This window comes from Cryobacterium luteum, assembly GCF_900110125.1.
Classification (GTDB): domain Bacteria; phylum Actinomycetota; class Actinomycetes; order Actinomycetales; family Microbacteriaceae; genus Cryobacterium; species Cryobacterium luteum.
In genome coordinates this window covers 42,486-66,565 of record NZ_FOCN01000006.1, presented here as the reverse complement: position 1 = coordinate 66,565, position 24,080 = coordinate 42,486, and the positions used below count along the sequence as shown (strand labels likewise).

Annotated in this window: 20 protein-coding genes, 1 tRNA gene and 2 pseudogenes; 13 read left to right on the top strand and 10 right to left on the bottom strand. The window is 65.3% G+C overall.

The features are described 5' to 3' along the window. Positions 1-18 precede the first annotated feature (18 nt). The 3 genes and pseudogenes from BMW72_RS08275 to BMW72_RS18705 form a co-directional block, all read left to right on the top strand. Positions 19-892, top strand: a pseudogene (locus tag BMW72_RS08275) (IS3 family transposase); the annotation flags it as partial. 3 nt (positions 893-895) lie between these two features. After that, a pseudogene (locus tag BMW72_RS08270) lies at positions 896-1,159 on the top strand (integrase core domain-containing protein); the annotation flags it as partial. 479 nt (positions 1,160-1,638) lie between these two features. Next, positions 1,639-1,707: transfer RNA gene (locus tag BMW72_RS18705), tRNA-Arg, on the top strand. Positions 1,708-1,824: 117 nt separating this feature from the next. On the opposite strand, the gene BMW72_RS08265 is transcribed toward BMW72_RS18705, so the two are convergent. The 3 genes from BMW72_RS08265 to BMW72_RS08255 all read right to left on the bottom strand — a co-directional run bounded on the left by BMW72_RS08265 (position 1,825) and on the right by BMW72_RS08255 (position 3,094). Continuing rightward, positions 1,825-2,166 carry a hypothetical protein gene (locus BMW72_RS08265; protein ID WP_092109342.1) on the bottom strand — a complete coding sequence of 114 codons (342 nt, stop codon included), beginning with the start codon at positions 2,164-2,166 and terminating at the stop codon, positions 1,825-1,827. Positions 2,167-2,168: 2 nt separating this feature from the next. After that, on the bottom strand, positions 2,169-2,627 hold the full coding sequence (locus BMW72_RS08260; protein WP_092109339.1) for a prevent-host-death protein: 459 nt from the start codon (positions 2,625-2,627) through the stop codon (positions 2,169-2,171). Between the two features lie 98 nt (positions 2,628-2,725). Further along, the gene (locus BMW72_RS08255; RefSeq protein ID WP_092109336.1) at positions 2,726-3,094 is read right to left on the bottom strand and encodes a MerR family transcriptional regulator; all 369 of its coding nucleotides are present in this window, start codon (positions 3,092-3,094) and stop codon (positions 2,726-2,728) included. Between the two features lie 246 nt (positions 3,095-3,340). Between BMW72_RS08255 and BMW72_RS08250 the strand changes: the two genes are divergently transcribed. Beyond that, positions 3,341-4,861 (top strand): SulP family inorganic anion transporter, encoded by a 1,521-nt coding sequence (locus BMW72_RS08250; RefSeq protein ID WP_092109333.1) that lies wholly within the window; start codon positions 3,341-3,343, stop codon positions 4,859-4,861. A 281-nt stretch (positions 4,862-5,142) separates the two neighbouring features. Here the strand turns inward: BMW72_RS08250 and BMW72_RS08245 are convergent, their stop codons facing one another. The 6 genes from BMW72_RS08245 to BMW72_RS08220 all read right to left on the bottom strand — a co-directional run bounded on the left by BMW72_RS08245 (position 5,143) and on the right by BMW72_RS08220 (position 12,179). Next, the gene (locus tag BMW72_RS08245; protein ID WP_092109330.1) at positions 5,143-6,468 is read right to left on the bottom strand and encodes a flavin monoamine oxidase family protein; all 1,326 of its coding nucleotides are present in this window, start codon (positions 6,466-6,468) and stop codon (positions 5,143-5,145) included. Positions 6,469-6,559: 91 nt separating this feature from the next. After that, on the bottom strand, positions 6,560-8,176 hold the full coding sequence (locus BMW72_RS08240) for an isocitrate lyase (protein ID WP_092109327.1): 1,617 nt from the start codon (positions 8,174-8,176) through the stop codon (positions 6,560-6,562). Positions 8,177-8,395: 219 nt separating this feature from the next. Next, complete coding sequence (locus BMW72_RS08235) at positions 8,396-9,025, bottom strand: acetate uptake transporter (RefSeq protein WP_092109325.1); 630 nt, start codon at positions 9,023-9,025, stop codon at positions 8,396-8,398. A 50-nt stretch (positions 9,026-9,075) separates the two neighbouring features. After that, positions 9,076-9,258 carry a zf-TFIIB domain-containing protein gene (locus tag BMW72_RS08230; protein WP_092109323.1) on the bottom strand — a complete coding sequence of 61 codons (183 nt, stop codon included), beginning with the start codon at positions 9,256-9,258 and terminating at the stop codon, positions 9,076-9,078. Then, complete coding sequence (locus BMW72_RS08225) at positions 9,255-10,427, bottom strand: threonine synthase (RefSeq protein WP_092109320.1); 1,173 nt, start codon at positions 10,425-10,427, stop codon at positions 9,255-9,257. The genes BMW72_RS08230 and BMW72_RS08225 overlap by 4 nt, the downstream gene beginning before the upstream one ends. A 9-nt stretch (positions 10,428-10,436) precedes the next feature. After that, positions 10,437-12,179 carry an Ig-like domain-containing domain gene (locus tag BMW72_RS08220; protein WP_092109317.1) on the bottom strand — a complete coding sequence of 581 codons (1,743 nt, stop codon included), beginning with the start codon at positions 12,177-12,179 and terminating at the stop codon, positions 10,437-10,439. Positions 12,180-12,396: 217 nt separating this feature from the next. On the opposite strand from BMW72_RS08220, the gene BMW72_RS08215 reads away from it, so the two are divergent. Both BMW72_RS08215 and BMW72_RS08210 read left to right on the top strand, forming a co-directional pair. Next, entirely contained in the window at positions 12,397-12,684 is a 288-nt protein-coding gene (locus BMW72_RS08215; RefSeq protein WP_134360755.1) for a hypothetical protein, read from the top strand. Positions 12,685-12,889: 205 nt separating this feature from the next. After that, positions 12,890-13,327, top strand: a complete 438-nt coding sequence (locus BMW72_RS08210) for a hypothetical protein (protein ID WP_092109311.1) — start codon at positions 12,890-12,892, stop codon at positions 13,325-13,327. Here BMW72_RS08210 and BMW72_RS08205 read toward each other — a convergent pair. Next, positions 13,324-13,596, bottom strand: coding sequence for a DUF2277 domain-containing protein (locus BMW72_RS08205; protein ID WP_092109308.1), 273 nt, complete (start codon positions 13,594-13,596; stop codon positions 13,324-13,326). The genes BMW72_RS08210 and BMW72_RS08205 overlap by 4 nt on opposite strands. An 81-nt stretch (positions 13,597-13,677) precedes the next feature. On the opposite strand from BMW72_RS08205, the gene BMW72_RS08200 reads away from it, so the two are divergent. The 7 genes from BMW72_RS08200 to BMW72_RS08170 are packed head-to-tail and all read left to right on the top strand — an operon-like array spanning position 13,678 to position 24,073. Further along, positions 13,678-14,484, top strand: a complete 807-nt coding sequence (locus BMW72_RS08200; protein ID WP_092109305.1) for a putative protein N(5)-glutamine methyltransferase — start codon at positions 13,678-13,680, stop codon at positions 14,482-14,484. Between the two features lie 15 nt (positions 14,485-14,499). Further along, complete coding sequence (gene hutU / locus BMW72_RS08195; protein WP_174843159.1) at positions 14,500-16,182, top strand: urocanate hydratase; 1,683 nt, start codon at positions 14,500-14,502, stop codon at positions 16,180-16,182. 1 nt (position 16,183) lies between these two features. Next, entirely contained in the window at positions 16,184-17,509 is a 1,326-nt protein-coding gene (locus BMW72_RS08190; RefSeq protein ID WP_244151240.1) for a formimidoylglutamate deiminase, read from the top strand. Continuing rightward, complete coding sequence (gene hutI, locus BMW72_RS08185) at positions 17,506-18,666, top strand: imidazolonepropionase (protein WP_092109299.1); 1,161 nt, start codon at positions 17,506-17,508, stop codon at positions 18,664-18,666. Before BMW72_RS08190 ends, hutI begins: the two co-directional genes overlap by 4 nt. Next, the gene (locus BMW72_RS08180) at positions 18,656-19,210 is read left to right on the top strand and encodes a HutD/Ves family protein (protein ID WP_166787677.1); all 555 of its coding nucleotides are present in this window, start codon (positions 18,656-18,658) and stop codon (positions 19,208-19,210) included. The genes hutI and BMW72_RS08180 overlap by 11 nt, the downstream gene beginning before the upstream one ends. Before the next feature lie 25 nt (positions 19,211-19,235). Further along, positions 19,236-21,377: a S9 family peptidase gene (locus BMW72_RS08175; protein ID WP_092109293.1), complete on the top strand. Its 2,142-nt coding sequence runs from the start codon at positions 19,236-19,238 to the stop codon at positions 21,375-21,377. A gap of 5 nt (positions 21,378-21,382) precedes the next feature. After that, a complete protein-coding gene (locus tag BMW72_RS08170) occupies positions 21,383-24,073 on the top strand; it encodes a DEAD/DEAH box helicase (protein WP_092109290.1) in 2,691 nt (896 codons plus the stop codon). The last annotated feature ends 7 nt before the right edge of the window (positions 24,074-24,080 follow it).

Below are 24,080 nucleotides of genomic sequence, written 5' to 3'. Positions count from 1 at the left end.
CTGAAAGTAGAGATCAGCATGACCGCAGCGCGTAGGCGTTTCACCCAAGACTTCAAAGACGAGCTGTGCCGCGAGGTGATCACAACCTCCAAACCGATCAAGGACGTCGCCACCGCATATGGCGTCGGGCCCGAGACTCTCCGGAACTGGCTGAACAAATATCGCGAGGCCAACGCCGGCACCGAAGCGGACTTGACCGTGTCGGAACGAGCTCGTCTGAAGGAACTCGAGCGGGAAGTTCAAGAGCTGCGGGCGGAGACCGCATTTCTAAAAAAGCCAGCGCTTACTTCGCGCGGGAGCAGCGGTAGTGAGCAAGTACGAGTACGAGTACATCAACTCTCAAAAATCTGAGCCCACCAACGGAATTCGGTGGTGAAAATGTGTCTCTGGCTGGCCGTCTCCACGTCCGGTTTCTACCACTGGGCAATCCGGCCGCAGTCAGCGACGGCGGCTCGCGGAGAGGCCCTGATCGCCCGCATCCAACATTTCTTCGAGGAGTCCGACGGCACCTATGGATACCGGCGAATCCACGCCGACCTTGCCGCCGAACAGACCGAATGCTCGCCCGAGCTGGTGCGGCAACTCATGCGCCAGATCAGCCTCGTAGCCTGCTAACCACGGCCCTTTCCGGATCACGACCGAAGCCGATGCCGAGGCGGCCGCGAACATGCCCGACCTCGTCAAACGCGACTTCACTGCCGACCGCCCCGGAGTAAAGTTCGTCGGCGATATTACCTACATCCACACCTGGCAAGGATTCATCTATCTGGCCACCGTCATCGACTGCTATTCCAAGAAAGTTGTCGGCTGGTCCATCGCCGATCACATGCGTACCGAGCTCGTCGCCGACGCCCTCCGCAACGCCGCTGCGACGACCCTGATCGAGCCTCACGGCCAACTCGTTGTCTATGTCACCTCGCTCGGCGTCGAGCCAATCACGGGGAAACCGTATAAACCGACCACGCAGGGCAAGAACGAACGCTTCCACCAAACCCTGTTCCGATACCTCGACAAGCAGCCCCTCGCGGACACCCTCGAGCAGCTGCAGGCCCAGGTCGACGCGTTCGATGTGATCTACAACACGCAGCGCCCGCACCAGGCGCTGCCGGGACGAATCACCCCGCAGCAGTCGTGGGAAGCGACCCCGATGGTCGAACCGCCACGCCCCGTCCCACACGCCGCCGCACCCGTCGGAGTCAACGATGACAAGCGGATGACGCGCATCCGCGACAACGGCACCGTCTTCGCCCGCGGCACCAAATTCCAAGTCAGCCGAACCCCGGCCGGCACCCTGTCCTACCTCGTCGAAGAAGACGATCGCCTCCTCGTCTTCGACTCCCAAGGCACCCTACTCATCGAACACCGCTGGCCCCCTCCCGGGAACCAAATACGTGGGCAGCGGACGCCCCCGCGGACCCCGCGGACCGCGCGGACCGCGCTGACCGCGCACAGTCCCATGACTGTCAGAGATGTCCTGATGCAGAATTGTCAGGGATGTCCTGATACATCACAAATGCCCTGAGTGGCGACCTGCAGTAGCGTGACTATATTTTGACTACATTTGACGAGATTTCAATGTGGATTAGGCGTATCGCCGTGATCACGATGCCAGTAAAACACTGGGGTCGCGGGGGTATCGCCCGGTACCGTGGCAGCATGTGTCGCCCTCCGGAGGCAGGGGCGGCAGTTCGAATCTGCCTGGGGGCACACCACTCACGCCGCAGTAATTCCTGATCAGAAGAATTTACAGCACAATTTTGGGCAGGGAATTTCGACGTCGCGTGCGTCATGGGCCCACGCGTGCCCCACAATTGATTCGTCCATTCACTTCGTCGCGTTCGGATGATGGGTGTGGACTTGCTCGAGGGACACATCCTCCCCGTCCACGTAGAACCAAATTCGAGCGTCACCGTGGACCGTGGGTTTGTGCTGCCAGCGCTCATGGCTTTTGCCTTCGCGCTGGACGAGCCCCAATTCACCGCGGAGCGGGTAATTCGTAGGGGTCCGCTCGGTGGGCGTCTTCGTAAGGAAGTCCCACGCGTCTGCCATCGGGTTTCGCAGCGTCGCAGCCAGGTCGCGCCATCCCTTGCGCGCGCCGGCTGAGGCGAATCGAATCGTGTACTCGGTCTTCTTTGTGGGCCTGGGGGCCAGGTCGTCTTTTGCCACGGTCAGGGACGCTCAACACGTTCAGGGCCTTCGAGCCACTCGACCGGGTGCACCACCAGTCCGGCCGCGATCGCGGTTGCCGTCTCTCGCCACGAGGTGAGCTCGGCGATGGCGAGGTGCGACTGTCCTGTAGCGAACGACGCTCGAGCAGCGTTGACGAGATCCTGCGCACACTGTGCCTGATCCCCCAGCGATAACGCCAGCATCCACTGGAATCGGTCGGCCATTCTCGATGCGAGCGTGCCCTCGTCATCGAGTGTGACAGTGATGAGGTCTGCGGCAAATTGCAGAAGTGCATCCCGGGCGTCGGCCTCGCGCTGCGACATCAGCACCAGCGGCTCACCGTCGCGGCGAGTGATCTGCACAGTGTGATCCTCAGCCTCGGCGAACACGTCGGCCGAGTGCTTGCTCAGGTCTGATGATCGCCGAGTCGTGGTGCGAGGGTCGTAGATCAGGGTCATGTGCTCATCGTATTCGGAATGCATTCGGAAGTCCAGACACTGACATTGCGTGGCCGGCATTACCCCATTGAGCATTCGGGGGCTGCCCGTGTTATCTATCAGGACATCTGTGCGCGGAGCAGCTCGAGGAACTCGTCGGCCATGCCGAGTTGATCGTGAAGCTTCTGGCGGCGCGCAACGGTCTCGGCGATGAAGGAATCCAGCTGCTGCCTCGTTTCGGGAGCGTCGGCATCCAGTCCACCGTTTTGTCGCGTGTCGATGACCGCAAGCAGGGCCGTCATCTCATCGAGGGTGAAGCCGAGCGGCTTCATGCGACGAATGAGCATCAGTCGCGCGAAGTCGTCGGGTGAATACAGCCGAAAACCGCCCTCAGTGCGGGCGGATGCCTTGAGCAGGCCAACCTCGTCATAGTGGCGGATCGTGCGCAGGGATAGCCCGGTCTTTTCGGCAAGCTCGCCGATGTGCATCGTGACCGCAGGGCCCGTTGCGTCTGGTTTCACCGGAATACCTCTTTCTAGAAATCGCAATCAACCCTTACGTTAGGGTAGTGTTACAGAAGTCGGCTGACATTCAACTATTAGCCCACTCTCCCACCATTGTCCGTGAAGGCACGCCTTCGAAGGAACGGCCTCGCTGGCTGGTGGAGGTGCGCACTGCGGCGATTCTTCTCAAACCATTTCGGCCGCATCCCCGGCCCAGCTTCTGGAGGCCTCATGGCCATCGTTCAAAAATTCGCGTCAACAAATCGCTACAAGGCGGAACCCTCCGTACTCACCGCGCTGCGCACACCCCGCCTGCTCACCCGCGAGGTGCTCGCCGGGCTCGTCGTGGCGATGGCCCTCATCCCCGAGGCGATCGCGTTCTCGATCATCGCCGGCGTCGACCCTCGGGTCGGATTGTTCTCATCGTTCGTCATGGCCGTCACCATCGCCGTCGTCGGCGGACGCCCTGCCATGATCACCGCCGCGACCGGCGCCGTCGCCCTGGTCATCGCCCCGGTCGCCCGTGACTACGGCATGGAGTATTTCATCGCCACCGTCATTCTCGCCGGGATATTCCAGATCGTGCTCAGCCTGGTCGGCGTCGCCAAACTCATGCGCTTCATTCCCCGCAGCGTCATGGTCGGCTTCGTCAACGCCCTCGCCATTCTCATCTTCACCGCACAACTCCCCCAGCTGCTCGGCGTGCCCTTCACGGTCTACCCGCTCGTCGCCGCCGGCCTGATCATCACGATCGTCATGCCCCGCATCACCAAGGTGATTCCGGCACCGCTCGTCGTAATCGTCGTACTCACCGTGGTGACCGTCGTCATCGGCCTCAACGTGCCCACCATCGGCGACCAGGGCGAACTGCCCAAGAGCCTGCCCGAGCTCTTCCTCCCGAGCGTTCCGCTCAACTGGGACACCTTCACGATCATCGCCCCCTACGCCCTCGGAATGGCCTTCGTTGGAATCCTCGAGTCACTCATGACCGCGAAATTCGTCGATGAGATCACCGATACCCATTCCAACAAAACCCGGGAGACCTGGGGGCAAGGTGTCGCCAACGTCATGAGCGGCCTGTTCGGCGGCATGGGCGGCTGCGCCATGATCGGCCAGACCATGATCAACGTCAGAGCCTCCGGCGCTCGCACCCGCATCTCCACCTTCCTCGCCGGCATCTTTCTCCTCGTACTCGTGCTCGGCCTCGGCGACGTCCTCGCCGTCGTGCCCATGGCCGCCCTGGTCGCGGTCATGATCATCGTGGCTTTTCTCACCTTCGATTGGCACAGCATCCGTTTCTCGACCCTCAAGCGGATGCCGAAGAGCGAGACCACGGTCATGGTCGCCACGGTCATCGTCATCGTACTCACCCACAACCTCGCCATTGGCGTCGTCGTCGGCGTGATCGTGGCGATGGTTGCCTTCGCCCGTCGCGTCGCTCACCTGGCCCGAGTGGACCGCACCGTCGAACTCGACGAGCCGGTCCCGACCGCGTATTACACAGTCACCGGGGCGCTGTTCTTCGCCTCGAGCAACGACCTGATGACCCAATTCGAGTACGCCAACGACCCCGACCGCATCGTCATCGACATGTCGGCCTCACACATCTGGGACGCCTCCACCGTCGCCACCCTCGACACCATCACCTACAAGTACGAGCGCCACGACAAATACGTCGTGATCGAGGGGCTCAACGAGGCCAGCCACGAGCTACACACCCGCCTGGCCGGCAACCTCGGCGGCGGACACTGACCGGGGCGAAGTAACCAGCGCGCCGGTGTGATCTCAGTGCGGGCCGCCGCGAGTTCGGCCAGCCGTCGAAGTTACGGCAGAAACTTCGTCTGTTCTAACGATCTGGCTGCCGCCCACAGCCTGCCCGCAACTGGCCGGCAATGTATGAGTATTAGTGAATAGCGGCGCGATCGACAAATGCCCTCGAATCAGGCTTTTCGTGTCGTGTGACTGGGCATGTCTTCGGCCTGGTTCGCCCTCCGGAGGCAGGGGCGGCAGTTCGAATCTGCCTGGGGGCACGCTCAATCAGCCCAGAGGTCGGCGATCGGGATCTCCCGATGCAGAACGTTCGAGGCCGCGCGGTGGCCAGAACAAAGCGCCGCGGTGACGGTCGCCGGGTCATCGGTCCAGGTCGCCTCGCCGGCGAGGTGGAGGACCCCGCCGACGGGGGTCGCGATGTCGTCGTGGTCTGCCGTCGTAGAGCCGAGCGTCATATAAGCGTACGAACCGCGAGCGAGCGGGTCAGCGTGCCAGGCGGTGAGGTCAACCCGGTTCGGCTGCTCCACCCGGGCGCCATAAAGTCGCCGCAGTTGCGCGAGGACCGAGTCGACGACCTGCTCTTGGGTCCACTCGCGAATTTCCCTGGCCACCGGGCCGGCGGCAAAGGTCAGCAGGGTCGGGGTGCCGTGCAGGGCCGTGAGGTCGTACCAGGAGTGCCACCGGCGACCCTCGGCGCCCTGCTGCCGAATCGCATAGACCCCGTCGTCCCAGAACTTGGTCGGGAACCGCAGGACGACCTTCTCGAAGGCGTTCATCGTGAGTCGCCCCAGGGCCCCGGCGTTCGGCTCGGGGAGCGCCGGCTCAATCGTGAAATCTGCCGACTGCAGCACCCCGACGGGCACCGTCACGACGGCACTGCTCGCGGCCAGAGTTCTCTCACACGTCGCGACCGAAACACCCTCGGTCGACCAGCGCACCTGCGTGACGACCTGGTCAAAGCGGATGTCCAGCCCGGCCGCCAGCCGCACGGCCAGCTGGTCGTAGCCGTTTGGAAAGACCACTTCATCGCCGTCGATGACATCGTCATCAAGGCCGTGCGCGGCAAGGTCCTCGATCCACGCCCCGTACTGTTCCTCGCTCCGGTGCTGGAGAAACTCACGCACCCGTTCCGCACGCTCGGCGCTCCATCGCTGGCGGGCCAGCGCCGTCTCGGTCACGTCGCGGTAGGAGGCATCCGCTTTCGAGGCTGCGACCGCGGTCATGAGCGCGGCGTCGACCGCTCGCACGTCGTCGGCGAAGGCCCGCGCCTTCTCAGCCGAGAGCCGCTCACCGTCAGGACCGTAATAGGCGATGGGTCGGCTGTCGGGCTGGTAGCCGCCGACCGTGAACTCCACGGTCGGCAGGCCGAATGCCGCTGCCGCCGCTGCGACGGGGTTGCCGGTCACACCGTGGATCCAGGATGCGCCGAGATCGGTGATCAGTCCGTCGGTTCGATCCGTACACACCCGGCCACCCACGCGGTCGCGGGCCTCGAGCACCACGACGCGGCGACCAGCTTGAGCCAGGAGTCGAGCGGCGGTCAGCCCGGCTATTCCGGCGCCGATCACAATCGAGTCGAAATGTTCCATGCCTGATGGTATGCCGGTTCAGTTTGGTCCGACACAACAACGACGAGGCCCCAGTCTTTCGACTGGGGCCTCGTCGTTAGTGCAGTTGGAGTCAGTGGCTGCTCAGAGCCGGTTCGTCGAACTGGTTGCTCGTGTTGTTCACGCCGCCAGCCTTGAGGGCTGCTGCACCGGCGAAGTACTCCTTGTGGTTGTCACCGAGGTCAGATCCAGACATGTTCTGGTGCTTGACCGTGGCGATTCCCTCGCGAATTTCGCGACGCTGCACACCCTTGACGTAGGCGAGCATGCCCTGATCGGCAAAGTAGCCCTTGGCCAGGTCATCCGTTGACAGTGCAGCCGTGTGGTAGGTCGGCAGGGTGATGAGGTGGTGGAAGATTCCAGCCTCTTTCGAGCTGTCGCGCTGGAAGGTGCGAATCTTCTCGTCGGCGTTCAGAGCCAGTTCGGTCTCGTCGTAGTCGACGCTCATGAGCTTGGCGCGATCGTAAGCGGAGACATCCTTGCCCTCGGCGAGGAGTGCGTCGTAGGCCTGCTGACGGAAGTTCAAGGTCCAGTTGAACGACGGGCTGTTGTTGTAGACCAGCTTGGCGTTCGGAATCTCTTTACGGACCTCGTTCATCATCGCGGCGATCTGCCCGATGTGCGGCTTCTCGGTTTCGATCCAGAGCAGGTCAGCACCGTTCTGCAGCGACGTGATGCTGTCGAGCACGCAGCGCGCCTCACCGGTTCCGGCGCGGAACTGGAACAGGTTGCTGGCCAGGCGCTTCGGGCGAAGCAGCTTGCCGTCACGCTTGATGACGACGTCGCCGTTGCCGAGGTCGGCTTCGGTGATTTCGTCTACGTCGAGGAAGGAGTTGTACTGGTCGCCGAGGTCACCGGGCGTGTACGTTACGGCGAGCTTCTGCGTGAGACCGGCACCGAGGGAGTCGGTGCGCGAGACGATGATGCCGTTTTCGATGCCGAGTTCGAGGAACGCGTAACGAACGGCGTTCAACTTGGCGATGAAGTCTTCGTGAGGAACGGTGACTTTACCGTCCTGGTGGCCACACTGCTTCTCGTCCGATACCTGGTTCTCGATCTGGATGGCGCAGGCGCCGGCCTCGATCATCTTCTTGGCCAGGAGGTAGGTGGCTTCGGGGTTACCAAAACCGGCGTCGATGTCCGCGATGATCGGCACGACGTGGGTTTCGAAGTTGTCGATCTGGGTCTGGATCGCCGCGGCCTTGGCGTCGTCGCCAACGATGCGGGCGTTGTCGAGACCGGTGAAGAGCAAGTCGAGCTCGCGGGCGTCGGCCTGGCGGAGGAAGGTGTAGATCTCCTCGACGAGAGCGGGAACAGTCGTCTTCTCGTGCATGGACTGGTCGGGGAGCGGACCGAACTCGCTGCGCAGAGCGGCAACCATCCAGCCGGACAGGTAGAGGTAACGCTTGTTGGTGGTCTTGAGGTGCTTCTTGATCGAGATCATCTTCTGCTGGCCGATGAAACCGTGCCAGACGCCCAGCGACTGGGTGTAGACGGAGGAGTCAGCGTCGTACTCCCCCATGTCCTTGCGCATGATGTCGGCGGTGTACTGCGCGATCTCCAGGCCGGTCTTGAACCGGTTCTGGGCGCGCATGCGGGCGACGGACTCGGGGTTGATGGCGTCCCAGCTGCTTCCAACCTGCTGTTTGAGGGCTTCGATGTCCTCGATGTCTTTCTGGTACGCAGTCATATTCTTTCCTTCGACGTCTGAGTTGGGCTGAGCCGGGACTACTGACTCAACGGGCCGCTATCGGCTGTTAAATCAAGATTGGCGCAAGAACAACTGCTCTTCTCAAGAAAGTTGACCAGAAGAAACGCGATTATTCTGGTTACAGAAAGATTCTCACCCAGCGTCGGGCCGAAGACCCCAAACCAGGGGGCGCCGCACGCATCGGGCGGCGCCCGCGGATCAGCGTTTTGCGGCGCCGATGGGGAAGACCGTGCGTCCCCAGGTGGCATTGACGACGACAGCCGCCGACCCATACCAGGCGGTCAACGCTGTCGCCAGCCCCAGCCAGCCGCCGGTCTGACTCAGAGCGCTGAATCCGGTGAACTTACCCATGGCGAGGGCAATGAACGTCACCGTCAAGAGAATGAAGACGGTCAGGATGACCCGATTCGTTTTCACAGCGGCAATCGTCATGTACGCGGTGAAGATGGCCCAGACCAGCAGGTAGACACCCACTCCGCTCGCTCCGGCGTGTTCTGCGACGTCGGGGTTCGTCTCCAACCACCAAAACGACAGCCAAAATGCGCCATACGAGGTGAATGCTGTCGCGGCGAAGGTGTTTCCCGTGGCGAATTCCCACATGCCGGCTGCAAGCTGGGCGATTCCGCCGTAGAACAGGGCGACGCCCAAAACCGCGGCACCGGCCGCTGGCACCAGCCCGGTGTTGGCCAGGCTCAGCATGAACGTGGTCAGGGCGAACGCTCCCAGCCCCAGCGAACCCGGATCCGAAATGCTCGGCCGGTGAACCGTTTGAAGCTCGACGATGGGTGCATTTAACAGCTGTGGTCGTGACTCGGAAACAATACTCATTGACACCCTGACTCTCACACGCCGTGGATAGAACTGGCGATGCCCACAGGTTAGCGGTCGTCGCGGAGGTGAATTTGCGACCACAGGCCCGGCACGACGATGACGAGGCGGCACCGCGGGCACCGATGACACTCCTCCAGGCCGTCGGCGGTGTCGACGCCGTCCGTGATCATCTCGGTGCCGCAGGCCGGACAGATCGGGTTTTCCGCGGTGTCTGACTGCTCCGCGCTCATGCCTGGGCCCTGGTGGTGTCGCCGGGCGATTTCAGGCCGGCACCGCACAGGGGAACGACCACCGAACAGGCCGTGAGCAGGGTCGCAGCCGTGGTCCAGGTGGGGCTGTCGAAGTCGAACGTCTGGTCGGCGGCCGCGCGTACCGCGGCGAAACTGACCGCGGAGGTCGGCTCAACAAAAAGCCCCTCGTCGGCGAGCTCCTGCCGCGCTGCCGCGGTTTGCCGGTCGGTGACGGAGATGATCGTGCCGCCGGTGGCTCGCACGGCCGCCAGAATCTGTTTTCCCCGCGGCGGTGCCGCAATGGCGATACCCTCCGCGATGGTGGCGCCGCTCTGAACAGCCACGGGTGCGTCGAGTCCCTGCGCCATGGCCTGCTCGAGCGGCGAACAAGCGGATGCCTGCACCGCGCAGAGCCGCGGCATCCGCTCGGCAAGTCCCGCGGCTACCAGCTCACGGAAGGCGAGGTAGCAGCCGAGCAGCAGCGTGCCGTTGCCGACCGGAACCACCACCGTCTCGGGCAGCGAGCGCCCGCGCTGCTCCCAGATCTCGTAGCCGTAGGTCTTGACGCCGTGCAGAAAGTACGGGTGGTAGACGTGGCTCGCGTACATGACCCCGGGCTGTCCCGCGGCCCGCAGTGCCGCCGCGGAGGTGTCCGCACGGGAACCGGGCACCAATTCGACCGTCGCGCCGTGCGCGCGCATCTGGGCGAGTTTGCCGGGCGAGGTGGATTCCGGGACGTACACGGTGCAGCCGATGCCCGCCCGACCGAAATAGGCGGCCATCGCGGTGCCGGCGTTCCCGCTGCTGTCGACCATGGCCTGCGTGACTCCCAGCCGTTTGGCAAGCGTCGCAAGCACCACCGCGCCGCGGTCTTTGAACGAGAGCGTCGGCAGCAGAAAGTCAAGCTTGAGCTGCACGTGGGCGAGCGCCAGGGAGGGCACGAGCGGCGACAGGCCCTCGCCCAGCGAGATCGCTGGATCAACCGCGATCGGCAGGGCTTCGGCGTAGCGCCAGAGTGAGGTTTCGCGGCCGGCCAGCGCCGCGGCATCCACTGTGCCGGCGAAGTCGACGACGTCGAGAGTTGCACCGCACGCACACTGCCAGGCCAGGCTCTCGACCGGGTAGACGGCAGCGCATTCGGAGCAGACGAGGTCAGGCAAAGCTGGCATCGCTTCAGACTAACTGCCGGTCGTGAATTTCCACGTGCTCGTCGAGACCGGATTGCCGGCCAGGTCGCGTGCGCCCGATGTGCCGCCGGTGACCGTGACGGTGAAACCGGTCCGTGCGGCGAGGGTGGAGTTGGGGTTCAGGATCCACTGGTTGGTCGTGCCGCTGCGCGAGACCACGGCGGGGATCGAAGCGCCGGTCGTCGCATTCTTCAGCGTGAAAGTGGATGCCGACACCCCGGCCATTCCCTCGTTGAACGTCGCCGAGACACTCGCGCTGCGGCTGGCACCGGTGGCCCCACTCGCCGGGGTGCGGGTGCTGATCGTGGGCGCCGGCCCGGTCGTGAAGCTCCACCCCGTGGACCGGAGCGGGATTCCCGCCGCATCGCGGATACCGGTCACGCCCCCGGTGAGGCTCAGGCTGTACTTGGTGTCGGCGCTGAGCGTCGCAGTGGGATTGAGCGTCGCGACCCGGGTACTCGCGTTGTAACTCACGGCGGCCGCCAGAACCGCACCGGCCGGGTTCTTCAGCCGCATCGTGGTCGTCGAGACACCCTGCACGGCCGTGCTGAACGTGGCTGTCACATTGGCCGTTTGCGCAACCCGGGTAGCGAGGGTCAGTGGCGATTTCACTGTGACGATTGGCGGCACCGCCAACACGATCGGCGTCAGAAACCCGCTGTTGGCGGTGTTCCAGTGGGTGGCGAGATAGTTCGAGGCGGGCGGCGTGCCCGGGTAGTAGTAGTCCTCGTCGTGGCAGTCGATGGCGGAGTCCGCCCCGGCGCAGGTGAAGGTGAGTGTGCCGCCGAGGGCGAAATACGGTCCCCCGTCGTCGTAACACATCAGGTCGGCCTCGTCGTAGCAGTGGCCGCCCTTGCTCGAGTGCGGCGCCGAATCCTGCACGGCCCCAATGTTGTGGCCGATCTCGTGCGCGATCACGGGCATGTCCAGGTAGGCCGACATGGAGTAGCGCGGGCGTGAGTCATTGTTGGCGTTCGCGGCCGGATTCGGCTGATCGTCGATGGACAGTTCGCCCTGACCGCCGAACGGGTAGACATCCTGAATCTGATCGATATACGCGATGTACAGGCGGTCGTTTTGGAGGTAGTTCACCGGTCCCAGACCGAACTCGACCTGGTTCTGCAGGCTGAGCACATAGTCATCGAAGGTGAAAATTCCGTCGCTGCCGACCGGGGACAGCGTCACGTTTCGCACCGTCACGTCCACACCATTTGTGCACAGAAAGCGGTAATTTTGGCTGGTGGCGGCATCCGCTGCCTCGAGATTGTTGTTGACCTGCCGCATCATGTCCCGTACCGGCGCCAGCATCGTACTGAACCGGTTGGTGCGATCCTGCGGCACACCGTAGATCACCTCGATACGCTTGCCGCTTACCCCAGTGGCGCTGCACAGCGCGGTCAGTTCCGAGGCCGGCGCGACGGCCACGCCCTGTTCCTCGCCAGCGGATGTCTGCTTCAGCTTGGTTGCACCACCGAAAGCCCCGACGGGGTCGGGCCCGTGGCTGCACAGGGTGGTTTTCGCGACCGTGCGCTTGAGTCGCGCGCAGATTTTGGCCAGGTCGGGTGCGGTCTGCACGACGGCCTGCGCGGATGGCGGCAACGACGATGGCAGCAATGCAGAGGCGTCATTCGTGGGCAACAGCGCCACCGAAGCGGCGACAATCGCGCCAACGGCGAGCACAGCGAGGCTGCGACGGATGATGCGGGACGGCTTCGGAGCGCGAACAAAATTCATTCCCGTGTCCTTCCGATGCTGGCCACGACGTGATCGCTACAGTAATGCGGTTCATGCGGCCCGACAAGGGCCGGTGAAGCCAGAGCGCACAACATTGGCAATTCATGACCGCGCGGCGGGCAGCGTCGATAGTGTCTGTGCATGCTGATCGAACATCGCGGAAACCGGCCGACCGTCCACGAGTCCGCCTACCGGTGCGGCGTTGTTTCCCGGTGCGGTGATCGGCAAACGCGCCGAGGTGCGCATCAACGCTGTGGTGCAGATCAAGAGTCGCCTGCACGACGGGGCGGTCGTGCCGATCGGCTGGGTGGCTGTGGGCGACCCGGCGCAGATTCTGTCGCCGGATCGTCACGCTGAGATCTGGGCCATCCAACGCGGACTGAACTTCATGAGCACCGTCTACGGCGTGAGCCGGGACGAGTCGATGCGGGAGGTTATGTCGCAGCAGTCCGACTACTTCGGAGCGCACCTCACCGATCGGGTCATCGACCCCACTACCGACTGAATGGATGCCGACCGCCCCATAGGGTGGGAGCCATGTTGGTTCAGCGCTCGACATCATTATCAGTGTGGCCCTTGCCAGCGCGTCGGGCATGGTGGCCGCGATCCTGGTGTACCGAGCGGACCGGCGAAGCGAGCGAGTCCAGCCGGAGGCGGGGCAGCATCCGCTACCCAGCCCCTGGGTGGAGTTCTAGACGTAGGGTGGGCTCATGATCATTCGGCGCTACTGGCGCATCGCCGTGTTCGCGCCGTTCGTTGGGTTTCTGATCGCGGCCGCCGTGGCCGTAGTCATGACCAATGCCGGAAGCGGTGAAACCGACTATCGGTTTTGGTTTCTGGCGCTGTCCATGGCGAACTACGGCGTGATCGGCGCGATCATAGCGTTGTGCGCGATGCTGGGCGGGCTCGCTGCCGTGGCCATTCTCGACCGTCACCTCGCGAGATCGCGGCGCCTGCGCACCTTCATCGCGGCGTTGGGCGCGGTCGTCGGTGTGCTGCTGCTGTCTGTCGGGGTGTCCATCGCACTGACGCTGCTGGACGATGCCGCGTATGCCGGCATCACCATGGCCTTCGGGCTGGTCTTCGGCCTGGCCTCCAGCATCGCGGCGGCCGTCATGGTGCTCTGGGCTGACTGGCGAAGCCGCTAAGCCGCAGCGAACCGCTTCTGCGAGCGTGCCCGGGCTTTGTCGGCTTCGATCTCCCGATTCTTGGGCGGCGCAGTACTCACGAGGTCTTCGAGCAGATGCCTCGAGATATGGGCGATCTCGTGCACCGCACGCTCGAACGCCTCCGCGTTGGCCTTCGACGGATGCGTCGAGCCGCTGATCTTGCGCACGTATTGCAGCGCGGCCGCATGCACTTCGTCGTCGGTAGCGGCGGGCTCGAAGTTATGCAGGACTTGAATGTTTCGGCACATGCTTTCAGGGTAATCACGCACCCGGCGGCCATCAAGACCCGGGCGTAGGATGCCCGTGCTCGGCTTCGACAGGAGGCGGTCATGATCGCAGACTTGGTGGGTATCGCCTCGAGGCTGCGCGCTGCCGGCTGTGTCTTCGCCGAAGAGGAGGCGAGCCTGCTGCTGTCGGTCAAACAGTCGCCGGCTGAGCTGAAGGGCATGATCGACCGCCGCGTAGCCGGGCTGCCGCTCGAGCAGATTCTCGGCTGGGCCGAGTTCTGCGGCCGGCGGATTCTGGTGGACCCGCGCGTGTTCGTACCGCGCCGGCGCACCGAGTTCCTGGTGGAGCAGGCCCTGGCGCTCTGCGCGAGCGACGCCGTCATCGTCGATCTCTGCTGCGGTTCGGGCGCGGTTGCCGCCACGCTGGCGGCAGCGCTGCCGGATTCCTCGTTTTTCGCGGTCGACATTGATCCGCTGGCGGTGGCCTGTGCGCGCCGTAATCTGGCCGACCGCGGGCAGGTGTTCGAGGGTGACCTGTTCAAACCGCTCCCGACATCGCTGTTGGGTCGGGTCGACATCATCGTCGCTAATGCACCCTATGTTCCGACCGACGAGGTCGCCCTCATGCCGATCGAGGCCCGCCTCTACGAACCGCGCGCCTCCGCAGATGGCGGCGATGACGGCCTCGACGTTCAGCGCCGCATTGCGTCTGGAGCGCCACAGTGGCTTTCGACCAGCGGATGCCTGCTCGTTGAAACCGGGCAGCGCCAAGCCCCGCAGACGGCCGCGATCTTCGGCCTGAACGGGCTGCTGGCCCGCATCGGCCGCAGCGAGGAGCTGGATTCGACCGTGGTCCTCGGTCTGCGGCAGCCTCGAGCGGATACCCTCAGTGATCGGGTAAGTCGGTAATCGAGGGAGATACGCATGACGACCAGCACATCGAAGAGTGCCATTCACACCGCACGCCCCGTTCGTGCCGCCCGCGGCACCGAACTCACCGCGAAGAGCTGGCAGACCGAGGGCCCCCTGCGCATGCTCATGAACAACCTCGACCCGGACGTCGCCGAGCGCCCCGACGACCTCGTCGTCTACGGCGGCACCGGCAAGGCCGCCCGAAACTGGGAATGCTACGACGCGATCGTGCGCACCCTCGAAACCCTCGAGAAAGACGAAACCCTGCTCGTGCAGTCCGGTAAACCGGTCGGCGTCTTCCGCACCCACGAATGGGCCCCCCGGGTACTCATCGCCAACTCTAACCTCGTCGGCGACTGGGCCACCTGGCCCGAGTTTCGCCGCCTCGAGCACCTGGGGCTCACCATGTACGGGCAGATGACCGCCGGCTCGTGGATTTACATCGGCACCCAGGGCATTCTGCAGGGCACCTACGAAACCTTCGGCGCCGTCGCGACGAGAAGATTCAATGGCACCCTGGCCGGCACCCTGACGTTGACCGGCGGGGCCGGCGGCATGGGCGGCGCGCAGCCGCTCGCCGTCACCATGAACGACGGCGTCGTGCTCATCGTCGACGTCGACCCGGCCCGGCTGCAACGCCGGGTCGACCACGGCTACCTCGACGAAATGACCGACGACATCGACGACGCCATCGCCCGGGTGCTCGCGGCCAAGGACGAACGTCGGGCCCTGTCGGTGGGGCTGGTCGGCAACGCCGCTACGGTATTCGCGGAGTTACTGGCGCGCAAGGTTCCAATCGACATCGTCACCGACCAGACCAGTGCCCACGACCCGCTCTCCTATCTGCCGGAGGGAGTCACCGTTGAGGAGTGGCATGCCTACGCGGCCGAGAACCCGGAAGAGTTCACCGTACGCGCCCGCGCCGCGATGGCCAGGCAGGTCAAGGCCATGGTGGAATTTCAGGATGCCGGCGCCGAAGTCTTCGACTACGGCAACTCCATTCGCGCCGAGGCAAAGCTCGGCGGCTACGATCGAGCATTCGAGTTTCCCGGTTTTGTGCCGGCCTACATTCGACCGCTGTTCGCCGAGGGCAAGGGCCCGTTCCGCTGGGTCGCGCTCTCCGGCGACCCGGCCGACATCCTGGCCACCGACAAGGCCATCCTCGAGCTGTTCCCGAACGACGCCGGCCTGCACCGCTGGATCACCAAGGCCGAAGAGAAGGTGCAGTTCGAAGGCCTGCCGGCCCGCATCTGCTGGCTCGGCTACAAGGAACGGCACCTCGCCGGCCTGAAGTTCAACGAGATGGTCGCCTCCGGCGAACTGCGCGCACCCATCGTGATCGGCCGCGACCACCTCGACTCCGGCTCGGTCGCCTCGCCGTACCGCGAGACCGAGGATATGTTGGACGGCTCAGATGCGATCGCCGACTGGCCGCTGTTGAACGCCCTGCTGAACACCGCCTCCGGCGCCACCTGGGTGTCGATACACCACGGCGGCGGCGTGGGAATCGGCCGCAGCATCCACGCCGGGCAGGTCATCGTCGCCGACGGCACCCCACTAGCCGCCGAGAAGATCGAGCGTGTACTGACCAACGACCCCGGTACCGGCGTTATGCGCCATGTGGATGCCGGCTACGAGCGGGCCGAGGAGGTGGCCCGCGAGCGCGGGCTGCGCGTACCCATGTGGGAAGACTGAGGTGTCGACGGGTTTTTGGTGCGAATCCCTGTTGATCGACGGGATCGCCGTCGCGGGGGTGCGGCTCGAGGTCGACCCGACTGGTCGGCTCGCGCGGGTTCAGCCGGGGGTGGCTGCGGAGGCTGCGGACATCCGTTTGGGAACGGTCATGCCAGGGTTCGGCAATGCCCACTCGCACGCTTTTCATCGGGCGTTACGCGGCCAGACCCACGGGGAGGGCGGTGATTTCTGGCGGTGGCGCGAGCGGATGTACCGGGTCGCCGCCCAGCTCGACCCCCTGAAGTATCAGGCGCTGGCTACGGCGGTGTTCGCCGAGATGCTCGCCAGCGGATATACGGCCGTCGGCGAATTCCACTATGTGCATCACCGCCCTGACGGCACGCCCTACGACCCCCCGCACGCCATGGAACAGGCGCTTGCTGCGGCAGCGCGGGCCGTCGGCATTCGTTTGGTGCTGCTCGACACGGTCTATTTGCAGGGCGGAATCGGGCGGGAGCTGGCGGCGGAGCAGCGCGCGTTCGGCGACGAAAGTGCCGCGGCCTGGCTGGCGAGGTGGCGGTCGCTGCGCGCCGAGCTCGACGGCGACGACCTGGTGACGCTCGGGGCTGCCCTGCACTCGGTGCGCGCCGTCACACCCGACGCGATGCGAGAGGTGCTCGGCGGGCTGCCGCCGCAGGCTGCCCTGCACATTCACCTCTCCGAGCAACCACAGGAGAACGTCGACTGCCTTGCGGCCTACGGCCTCACCCCCACCGGGCTGCTCGATTCGCTCGGTGCCCTCGCGCCACGACTGAGCGTCGTGCACGCGACGCATCTCAGCGACGCGGACCGCGCGCTGCTCGGCGTTTCCAGGGCAACCGTCGTGATGTGCCCCACCACCGAAGCCGACCTCGGCGACGGCATCGGGCCGGCGTTCGCCCTGGCCGAAACAGGCTGCCCGATTGCGCTCGGCTCCGACCAGAACGCCGTCATCGACCCGTTCCTGGAGATGCGCGGCCTCGAAATGGGCGAACGGCTCGTTTCCCGGCAACGCGGACGCTTCGCCCCCGCCGCGCTCCTGGCCGCCGCGTCAACCGCCGGCTATTCCTCCCTCGGGCTGGGACGCCACCGACTGCAACCGGGCGACCCGTGCGACCTGGTCGAGATCGGCACGACCGGCGTGCGCACGGTCGGGTCGGCCGTCGGGCAGCTGCCGCTGACCGCGACGGCCTCCGATGTGCTGCGCGTTTTCGTGGGCGGGCGACTGGTCGCCGAGTGCGGCCGGCTGGTCGGCGGCGAACGACCGGCGACGCTGCTGACCGAGGCGCTCGCTAGGCTCGGCAGATGACCGAATTGATCACGGGTATCGGCGAATTGACCACGCACGATGACTCCGGTGAGCGCCGCCACGACGCCGCCCTCGTGATCGGAGCAGGCCGCATCCTCTGGATCGGCCGCGCCGCGAAGGCACCCGCAGCCGATAAACGAACGGATGTCGACGGTCGCGCCGTTCTGCCCGGCTGGGTGGACCCGCACACCCATCTCGTGTTCGGCGGGGATCGTTCGGCGGAGTTCGAAGCGCGCATGAATGGGCAGGCCTATGCCGCGGGCGGCATCACTACGACCGTCGACGCCACGCGGGCCGCGACGGAGGACCAGCTCGTGGCTACGGCACGGCGTCTGCGGCACGAGGCCGAAGAACAGGGCACCACCTTTCTCGAAACCAAGACAGGCTACGGGCTCGACGTCGCCAGCGAAACACGGTCGGCGCGCGCTGCTGCCCGGGTGGCCGACGTGGTGACCTTTCTCGGCGCCCATATCGTGCCAGTCGGCCTCGATCGTCGCGACTACCTCGACCTCGTCACCGGGCCGATGCTGGCCGCCGTGCGGCCCTACGTGCAGTTCATCGACGCGTTCTGCGAACGGGGCGCGTTCGACGTGGAAGAAACCCGGGAGGTGCTGTTGGCCGGTCGCGCCGCCGGCTTGGGAGTGCGCGTGCACGGAAACCAGCTGGGCTTCAGCGGCGGCGTGCAACTCGCCGCCGAGTTGGGCGCTGCGAGCGTCGACCATTGCAACTACCTGGAGCCGGCCGACATCGACGCGCTGGCCGCCGGAACGACGGTGGCTACGCTGCTGCCGGCCTGCGACCTGTCGACCCGGCAGCCGTTTGCTCCGGCCCGACAGTTGCTCGACGCCGGGGTGACCATCGCTCTGGCGACCAACTGCAACCCGGGAACCTCATACACGACGTCGATGCCGTTTTGCGTGGCGACCGCCGTGCTTCAGATGGGCCTGACCGTGAGTGAGGCGGTTTGGGCGGCGACGCGCGGTGCGGCCAGGTCGCTTGGCCGCGACCAGGGAGCGGATGCCATCGGCTCGTTGCAGGTCGGCGGCCGGGCCGACCTGCAGGTTCTGAACGCTCCGTCCATTTCGCACCTCGCCTACCGCCCCGGAGTGCCCCTGACCGGAGCCGTCTGGCGCACGGGTGTGCGCGTTGAGCGGTGAAATATTGCGGGCGGCCGATCGGGTCGACGTGCCCTGGCGCAACGGCGCGGGGGTGACCAGCGAGATTCTGGTGTCCGCGGCGGGGGGCGAGTTCGACTGGCGGCTGAGCATCGCGACCGTCGATTCCGCGGCACCATTCTCGACCTTTTCCGGTGTGGACCGCTGCCTCCTGGCGCTGTCGGAACAGGGGCTCGACCTGGTCGATCAGGGGCGACTCGTGCCCCTCGGCGAATTCGAATCCCACAGCTTTGCCGGCGAGAACGCGGTGGCCTCGGCCAACGTCACGCGACCGACGCGCAACCTGAACCTGATGACCCGGCGCGGTCGATGCATCGGCAGCCTGAAAACGCACGGGGTGACGGGCAGCTGGTCGATCGCGGCCGAGGCCGGGGAGATCATCATCGTGCTGATCGTGGCAGGCCATTTTTCTCTGGACGCTGAGGAGTTAGACCAATTCGATGCGGTTCGGCTCGAGGCGAACCTCGCCGCGACGCTGACCGGTGCAGGCCGGGTCGCGGTCGCCCACATCCGGGCAGCGGTCTGAGCCGCGCACAAACTACGCTGGGGGGATGACCTCTGGCCCGATCACACGTTCGCTCGCCGCGCCCCTGGCCGCGAAGAAGCCGCACCGTCGCGAGCATCACAACGACGTCTACATCGACGACTATGAGTGGCTACGCGACAAGGACAACCCCGAGGTCATCGCCCATCTCGAGGCCGAGAACAGCTACACCCAGGCCCGCACCGCGAACCAGGAGAACCTGCGCACGCAGATCTTCACCGAGATCAAGAACCGCACCCAGGAAACCGACCTGAGCGTTCCGGTGCGTCGCGGTGCGTTCTGGTATTACACCCGCACCGTCGAGGGCCAGGAATACGGCATCCACTGTCGGGCACCCATTGCCGGCCCCGACGACTGGACCGCCCCCCTGCTCGGCACGGAACAGAGCGTGTCGGGCGAACAGATTCTGCTCGACGATAACGCTGAAGCCGAAGGCCACGACTTCTTCTCGCTCGGCAGCTTCGACCTCAGCGACGACGGCACCCAGCTGCTCTACGCCGTCGACGTTGAAGGCGACGAACGCTACACGATCCGAGTGCGCACCATTGCGACCGGGGAGAACCTGCCCGACGCCATCCCGAACACGAGCGCCGGCGCCCTGTTCGACCCGAGCGGACGCTACCTCTTCTACACCACCGTCGACGACGCCTGGCGCCCCGACACCGTGTGGCGGCACGAGATCGGTTCGGCCAGAGCGGCCGACGTCAGCCTATTTCACGAGCCCGACGAGCGGTTCTGGGTCGGCGTCGGCATCACCCGCAGCCGCAAATTCCTCATGATCGAAGCCGGCTCGAGCGTCACCACCGAATCCTGGGTGCTCGACGCGAGTGATCCCACCGGTGACTTCTCCGTGGTCTGGCCGCGCCAGGACAACGTGGAATACGACGTCGAGCACGCCGTCATCGCCGAAGACGACCGCCTGCTGATCGTGCACAACGGCGGCAGCGCGGTCAACTTCGAGCTGGTCAGCGTCGCCGCACACGACCCGCAGGGCGAGAAGCGGATGCTGCTGCCGCACGACCCGAAGATCCGCCTCGAGAGCGTCGACGCTTTCGCCGACTTTCTCGTCGTGGAATACCGGCGGGAGGGCCTGACCCGCCTGGCCATCGACCGGCACGACGCGAGCGGACTGACCGAGCTCGACTTCGACGAGCCGCTGTTCGCCGTCGGATCGGCCGGCAACCCGGAATGGACGCAACCGACCCTGCGCTTCGGCTTCACGAGCTTCGTCACCCCGTCGACCGTCTACGACCTCGTCGTGGCAACCGGCGAACGACGCCTGCTCAAGCAGCAGCCCGTACTCGGCGGCTACGACCCCGCGCTCTATGAACAGCGCCGCGAATGGGCCACCGCCGACGACGGCACCCGCGTGCCCATCTCCCTGGTCTACCGCCGCGACCTCGTCACACCAGGCACGCCGGCACCGACCCTGCTCTACGGCTACGGCTCCTACGAGCACAGCATCGACCCCGGGTTCGGCATCGCCAGGCTCAGCCTGCTCGACCGCGGCATGATCTTCGCCATCGCGCACGTGCGCGGCGGCGGCGAACTCGGCCGCACGTGGTATGAAAACGGCAAGACCACCACCAAGCGCAACACCTTCACCGACTTCGTCAGCTGCGCCCGGCACCTCATCGACGCGGGCTTCACCACCCCGTCCCAGCTCGTTGCCGAGGGCGGCAGCGCCGGCGGACTGCTCATGGGCGCCGTCGCCAACCTCGCGCCCGAACTGTTTTCCGGCATCCTCGCCGAGGTTCCGTTCGTCGACGCGCTCACCTCCATTCTCGACCCGTCCCTGCCGCTGACCGTGATCGAGTGGGACGAATGGGGCGACCCGCTGCACGACGCCGAGGTCTACGCCTACATGAAGTCGTACTCCCCCGTCGAGAACGTGCGCGCCGTCGACTATCCGTCGATTCTGGCCGTGACCAGCCTGAACGATACCCGCGTGCTGTACGTCGAGCCGGCCAAATGGGTGGCCAAGCTGCGCGAAGTGGGAGCGGATGCCCTGCTCAAGACCGAAATGTCGGCTGGCCACGGCGGTGTCTCCGGTCGATACAGTGCCTGGCATGAGCGTGCGTTCAACTACGCCTGGGTTCTTGACGCGGCCGGCCTGAACCCGGCCGGTTTCACCCCTGAAGACAGCTAACCGCCGTGTCGGATTCGCCGGGCTCAGCCGCCTGGAAGCGGCTGGTGCTTTCGCCGGAGCAGCCGGCATCCGCTGGCCTGCGGATGGGTAATTTCGGACAGCCACGCCTCCTGCCCACCGGGCCGAAGGTGCCAATGGGGCTGCAGTTCGAGCTGCGTGAGCAGACTCCGCGCACCAACGACCGATGGCGGGGGCCGACCGCCAAGGCGGTGAAGGCGCTCACGGCCGGGCACGGCGACTACCGGCTCGGCGTGCGACCGGTCATCCAGAACGCCAACGGCAACTGGGTGCGCAGCAACGTCACCTGGAGCCACCTCACCTTTCAGCTGAACCGGTTCAACCTCGACCCCGAACATCACCGCTGGATCTCCCAGTTCGCGGCCCTGCACAAGGCCGTGCGCGAGGTCTACACGAGCCAGGAAACCGACTGGATCTACCTCGACAACTACACCAGTCCGTTGCTCTGGCCGCTGTTGCGGGAGGCCGAACAGCTCGGCATCGGCCTGGTCGGCAGCAGGAAGGACGTCGCTGTGCGGGTCGCCTCGCTCGCCGAAATCAGCCTCGACGCTTCTCAAACGGATGCCGGCCCGCTCCGGCTGCAGGCCCGCCTGCACATCGACGGCGCCCCGCATCCGCTCGACGCCGCCGGGATGATCGCCGGCCACGGCGTCTACAGCGTGCGCTTCGGCGCCCCGACCGTGTTCACCCTCGCGCCGAGTGCCGGCCCGCTGAACCGCGACCAGCGCCATCTGCTCGCACAGATCGAGGCCGCAACGGTTCCGGCCCAGGACACGGCGGATTTTTTCGGCACGGTCTACCCGGCCCTGCAGCGCCGCGTCCTGGTCACCAGCACGAATTCATCGGTGCGGTTTCCCGAGGTGCTCCCCGACGACTTCGAACGCACCGAAACTCCCCACCTGGTGATCACGACCGTGGAAACCGACCAGCGGGACTGGTTCGACCTCGGCGTGATCGTGACCGTGGGCGCGATCACCGTGCCGTTCGGCCCGCTGTTCAAGGCCCTCGCCAAGGGCCAGACCCGGCTGAAGTTGATCGACAACAGCTATCTGTCGCTGCAGAGCCCCGAGTTCGAGAAGCTGCACGACCTCATCGCTGAGGCCCGTGCGCTGCCGGAATGGGAGACCGGCCTGCGCATCAGCCGTTACCAGGCCAGCCTGTGGAGCGACTTCGAGGACCTCGCCGACGAGTCCGTGCCGGCCGTGTCCTGGCGGGCAGCCGCCGCCGGCCTGAAAGATCTCGCCGAAATCGACCCGACCCCACTGCCCACCACGGTGCAGGCAACCCTCCGCCCGTACCAGCAGGAGGGCTTCGCCTGGCTCGCCTTCCTCTGGCAGCACCAGCTCGGCGGGGTGCTCGCCGACGACATGGGCCTCGGCAAAACGCTGCAGACCCTGGCGCTGCTGGTGCACGCGCGCTCCACAAGGCCGTTTCTGGTCGTGGCGCCGACCTCCGTCGTGACGAACTGGTTGAACGAGGCGACCCGCTTCACGCCCGGGCTGCGGGTGCGTACGCTCACGGCGACCGAAGCGAAAAGCCGCACCCGCATAGCGGATTCCGCCACCGGCGTCGACGTGCTGGTCACCTCCTACGCACTGTTCCGTCTCGACTTCGACGCCTACTCGTCGGTGACCTGGGCCGGCCTCATTCTCGACGAAGCACAGTTCGTGAAGAATCGCACCAGCCGGGCCTACGCCTGTGCCAAAGAGCTCGACACGCCGTTCAAACTGGCGATCACGGGCACCCCGCTGGAGAACAACCTGATGGACCTGTGGTCGCTGTTCAGCATCGTGGCACCGGGGCTGTTCGCGTCTGCCCGCACGTTCACCGAGGACTACGTGCGGCCGATGACGCGTGGGCCAGTGACGATCGGATCCGGTCCGGAGCGCCTGGCGAAGCTGCGCCGGCGCATCCGCCCGCTGATTTTGCGCCGCACCAAAGAGGTCGTCGCTCGGGACCTGCCACCGAAACAGGAGCAGGAGCTGCAGATCGCGCTGAACCCGGCGCACCAGAAGCTCTACGATACGTTCCTGCAGCGGGAACGGCAGAAGCTCTACGGACTGATCGAGGAGCTCGACAAGAACCGGTTCATCATTTTTCGCTCGCTCACCCTGCTGCGGTTGCTGAGCCTCGACGCCTCCCTCGTCGACCCGAAGTATGCCGGCGTGCGCTCCAGCAAGCTCGACGCCCTGTTCGAGCAGCTCGACGATGTCATCGCCGAAGGCCATAAAGCGCTGATTTTCAGTCAGTTCACCTCGTTTCTGAAGCTCGCTGCCGCTCGGCTCGAGGCTCAGGGCGTTCCGTATTGCTACCTTGACGGGTCGACCCTACGGCGCAGCGAGGTGATCGACCGTTTCAAGAGCGGAGCAGCCCCGGTCTTTCTGATCAGCCTGAAGGCCGGCGGTTTCGGCCTCAACCTGACCGAAGCGGACTACGTTTTTCTGCTGGACCCGTGGTGGAACCCGCAGACCGAGGCGCAGGCCATCGACCGCACGCACCGCATCGGGCAGACCCGCAACGTGATGGTCTACCGGCTGGTCGCCACCGGCACCATCGAGGAAAAGGTTGTGGCGCTGCAGAAACAGAAGTCGCAGCTGTTCGACGCGGTGCTCGACGATGACGCCATGTTCTCCACCGCGCTCACCGCCGACGACATTCGCGGCCTGCTCGAGCCGTGATGCAGCG